This is a genomic window from Anaerotignum sp., assembly GCF_031981185.1.
Classification (GTDB): domain Bacteria; phylum Bacillota; class Clostridia; order Lachnospirales; family Anaerotignaceae; genus Chakrabartyella.
The window spans coordinates 71,364-75,410 of the sequence record NZ_DALYUL010000009.1; the positions used below are offsets into that span (position 1 = coordinate 71,364).

The window sequence follows — 4,047 nt, forward strand, 5'->3', positions numbered from 1 at the left end:
AGCAATATCTAATAATCCCTTGATTTTGCTATGTTTGCTCAAATCATGTGCCTTTATGGTTGTTCCATCTGCCAAAAAAAACTCTACAACTTCTAAAGCACCCTTTGTGATTGTTCCAGTTTTATCGCTAAAAAGAATATTTAATGAACCTGCTGTTTCTATACCAACCGCTTTTCTAACCAAAACATTGTGATCCAACATCTTACTGGTATTCTGCATCAACACAAGGGAAATCATTAATGGCAAACCTTCAGGAACAGCACAAACAATGATTACAACTGCAAGGGATACTGCTTGAATGAAATCCTGAAGAATTGAAGTCCAGCCAGTCGCCAAATAGCCCGAAAAACCCCCTGCATTCATTACAAAGAAAGCCATATAAAAAACGGCAATAACCACTGCACCTATATAACCAAACGTGGAAATCTGTCCAGCTAGTTTTGAGAGCTTTACTTTTAATGGTGAATCTGGCTCTTCTTCTTGCATTTCTTCCGCCATTTTCCCCATCATAGTCTTTAGTCCCACATGACGGATATCCATCACACCTTCGCCATCAAACAGAACGCCACCCCGAAATAAAGAATGCTTATCTACAAATGTGTCACCTGTAATATTATCAGGGAAATCAGTTGGGCCATCAGCGAAAGTTTTATTGCATTCTTCTGTCTCGCCATTAAGCGCTGAATTGTCGACTTTAAGATTTCCGGAAATGAGTATGCCATCAGCGGGGATTTTATCTCCTGCTTGAAGAAGGACCATATCTCCAACAACAACTTTATCTACATCTATGACCGTTATAACACCATTTCTGTAAACTTTGCACTCTTCATTTTTCGTATTTTCTTTTAATTCTCTATATTTACTATCACTTGCAACTCCTGTTTTTGCTGATACAGTTGCAACGATGAGTATTGCAATAATCGTCCCAACCGGTTCATAAATCTCTGCATACCCAACAAAAAACATTACGATCATGATTACTGCAATAATTAGTAATATTTTTATCATTGGATCACTAAAAGTTTCTTTAAACTCGTCCCAAAACGTAGTTGGCTCCGAATCCGGAATCACATTACTGCCATACTTTGCTCTTGATTGTTCAACCTCTTGATCGTTCAAACCATTCATTTTCATTTGTTTTCTCCATTATTAAATCTCATTTTGTGTGTATCACGTTGTATTTCAACCAGCTCATTTCTGCTATCATCATATATAGATATATACTTATCCATATTTGCCTAGATAAACATCATAATCTCTGGATAATTATTCCATGTAAATTCTGTAATTATTTTACCATCACCTAAACATTCACAATTTTCATCCAAACTGGGTTTGGATAGCATTCATCATTCTTCTGAATATTTATGGTAGCCTTCTTACCAGTTGATTTATCAATTCTCCCCGATTTTTAAAGGGTAATTCTGATTCCTATGGCTTTTCCTTTTTTAAATAATCATAAAAAGCATTCAGAACCTGTCTGAATGCTTCATGCACTTGGCTTAACATGTATGTTCTTAGACAGTCGCCAGCCCCACTTATATTTTTTAATATTTTTCTACAAAATTTACCAATAATAACCAACTTTCATTAGTATAATTCCTGATAAACACCTTGTCAATTACATTTTGTTTAATTTTTTCTGGTGTACTATTAGTATATCATTTTTTTGTTTTATTAAAAGTATAGAATAAAAATACCCTTTTATTGATATATCATAAGCCTCTATATTTATTATGAGATGAGTTGCTAATATGCAAATATTGCAAATTGTATACTCTAGCTTTAAGGCATCATTGCTTCTCATTCCCTATATTTTCTTCTCGCAGGCTGGTTTTTACTGTTTCTCCAACAACAAGGTGTACAATGGTACTTTACATTTCTCTATTTTATTCATGTAGTTTAATTTCTCCACTTCGTTCAGCCCGGTCAAAATATCAACTACTCTACACAAATTTTCATTTTTGTCTATCACCGAATCCCCAATAATAACCGTAGATATCGTTTTTGTTGTTCCGTCCGCCATGGGTATCAATGTGCTTTCTGGTAAATCATAATAGTCTTCATTATACGCCATTCTGAATTTCTCCTTTCCAAACAATTCTCGTCTCAATTTACTATTAATAGAGTTCAAGCGCCACGATATTCCGCACATTGCACCTTTTTACTTATTATACATGTTTCAGCATAATATTTCTATATAAAATAATAATAGAGGAACCAAAGTGTCTTTTTATGACATAAACTTAAACGCTAATTTCACTTTATTTTATTTTCCGTCTAGCGATGAAACTTGATTCGCCATTTCTTAAAGAGAAAGAGTGTTAAACTATATGAAATTTTCTGAAGTTATTCATAAAAGGCTAGTATCTTTTAAGATATGAGCATTCGTTTCGTATGCTCTTTTTAAGTTTACCAAACGCTAATTTTGTTAACTACAAAAGTAAGGGCAACTTTCCTGTCTTTCACTTGGGTACCCTCTTTCTATCTCGCTATCCCATCCCCAGTGTCGTTCAGCGTATCCTTGCAAAAGGCTCTATGCAGATTTTACATTTCTCGGTGATATTTGTCTAAAACCATGACATGACATTGTCATGGTTTTGCTGTATAATGATATTTATTCTAACTTGAGAGGTGTGCCATGAAAAATGACCGATTATTTCAGCTTGTATATTTACTGCTTGAAAAAGGCAGCATGAGTGCACCCACACTGGCAAGAGAGCTTGAAGTGTCGGTGCGAACGGTATATCGTGATGTAGAAACCTTATCGATAGCAGGAGTTCCTATTTACACAACCACTGGCAAAAATGGTGGTATCTCACTGATGGAAGGCTACAGCTTTGACAAAACCTTATTATCCGACTACGAGCAAAATCAACTGCTTTTTGCAGTACAAAGTCTGAAAGCAGCTGACCAACAGGTAGACAGCCTGCTGTCTAAACTGGGCGGAGCCTTTCGCAAACCATCACAGGATTGGATTACCGTAGATTTTTCCCGTTGGGGGCTAACACAAGTGGACAGTGTTCGCTTTGAAACCATTAAAAATGCTATACTAGCAAAACAAGTTATGCAAATTTCTTATTGCGGCACATCAGGAGAAATAACTAACCGTCGAATACAACCCTTACGCCTTATCTATAAAGATAAACATTGGTATTTGCAGAGTTATTGCCTAAAATCCCAGGATTTTCGCCTTTTTAAAGTAAGGCGAATTGTAGAAATCAAACCTATAGACGAACATTTCACCCAGAATTATAAAGGGGAAATACCACCCATCGAAATGGCAGATGTGCCATGCTCTGAAACAACTATTAAGTTGAAAATCTCTGCACGACTTGCCTTTCGGGTGTATGACGAGTTTGATCGTGAGCATATTACCGTAATGCCCGATGGCAGTATGTTGGTGGAGGCATGTTTCCCCATTGATTCATGGGTGATAAGCTATATCTTTTCTTTTGGCACCGATGTAGAGATACTGCAGCCACCTGAGCTTCGATATCAGCTCTCAGAATATGCAGAAAAAATTTCAACTCATCATAAACCCTGACAGACTGTTGTCAGCTTTTGTTTGGTATCATGGAGATACTAAAGCTTAAAGGAGGACAAGATTATGTCAAATGAAAATCAAAAATTTTGCCAAAGCTGCGCAATGCCAATGGATGGTGCCGCGTATGGCACAGAATCTGATGGAAGCAAAAGTGGTGATTATTGTAATTATTGTTATAATGGCGGTAAATTCTGTGCGGATGTAACCATGCAGCAGATGATTGATCTTTGTGCAAAGCCCATGGCAGATGCAACAGGCATGACCGCAGATGAAGCAAAAGCACAGATGGCAGCTTTTTTTCCACAACTAAAGCGCTGGGAGTAAACACAAGGAGTGTGTAAAGGATGAATTGGAACGAGCAATATCCCAAAATCACGATGCCGAATTTACAAGAGGTATCCTGCTTTGTAACAAGCCCTTTATGGGATGAACTTTGTGCCCATATAGAGTCTTGCTATGGTGTTTTGCCAAAAACAGAGCATAGCATTTGCTCCGGTGCG

Annotated in this window: 4 protein-coding genes; 2 read left to right on the forward strand and 2 right to left on the reverse strand. The window is 37.0% G+C overall.

The window, feature by feature from the left end:
• Together RTK36_RS06920 and RTK36_RS06925 are read right to left on the reverse strand one after the other, a co-directional pair.
• Nucleotides 1-1,134 (reverse strand): HAD-IC family P-type ATPase (locus tag RTK36_RS06920; protein WP_312045588.1); only part of this gene is annotated, 1,134 nt, incomplete at its 3' end.
• 703 nt (nt 1,135-1,837) lie between these two features.
• A complete protein-coding gene (locus RTK36_RS06925) occupies nt 1,838-2,077 on the reverse strand; it encodes a hypothetical protein (protein WP_312045590.1) in 240 nt (79 codons plus the stop codon).
• A gap of 564 nt (nt 2,078-2,641) precedes the next feature.
• On the opposite strand from RTK36_RS06925, the gene RTK36_RS06930 reads away from it, so the two are divergent.
• Complete coding sequence (locus tag RTK36_RS06930; protein WP_312045592.1) at nt 2,642-3,547, forward strand: helix-turn-helix transcriptional regulator; 906 nt, start codon at nt 2,642-2,644, stop codon at nt 3,545-3,547.
• Nucleotides 3,548-3,610: 63 nt separating this feature from the next.
• Nucleotides 3,611-3,871 (forward strand): zinc ribbon domain-containing protein, encoded by a 261-nt coding sequence (locus RTK36_RS06935; RefSeq protein WP_312045594.1) that lies wholly within the window; start codon nt 3,611-3,613, stop codon nt 3,869-3,871.
• Nucleotides 3,872-4,047: the final 176 nt, after the last annotated feature.